Here is a 398-nt window from a genome sequence, read left to right as displayed (position 1 = left end):
GGGCGCGGGTGTCGGGAAGGGGCGCGGCGGCGGGGACGATGTCGCCCCAGCTCTCCGGCTCCACCTCCAGGAGGGGCAGGTCGGCTTCCGGCGGCGGCGCGACGGGGAAGCGCGAGGACTCCTCGGTGAGCCAGGGGTCCAGGGGCACGGAGGCGGAGCGGCGCAGGGCCTCGGCCATGTCCTGGAGCAGGGCGGCCTGAGCGCGCTTGCGGGCCTCGCTCAGGGCGGCGGTGTTGTCGCTGGCGGGCAGTTCCAGGGCGTCGCGGGGGGACGCGGGGATGGAGTCCGCCCAGGAGTTCGACGGGGCGGCGGGTTCGGGCTCCGCGGTGAGGATGATGTCCTCGGGCCCGAGGGACAGGGGTTCCGGCTCCGCTGGAGCGGCGGCGACGGGGACGAGG

The 398-nt window shown here is 76.9% G+C and carries 1 pseudogene; it reads right to left on the bottom strand.

Going from position 1 to position 398, the window contains the following annotated elements:
- Nucleotides 1-398 (bottom strand): annotated as a pseudogene (locus D7X32_RS44720) (hypothetical protein); the annotation flags it as partial.

Origin of the sequence: Corallococcus carmarthensis, from assembly GCF_003611695.1 — a bacterium.
Lineage (GTDB): Bacteria > Myxococcota > Myxococcia > Myxococcales > Myxococcaceae > Corallococcus > Corallococcus carmarthensis.
Note: the sequence above shows the minus strand (reverse complement) of the source record. Positions and strands in the feature narration are given on the sequence as shown.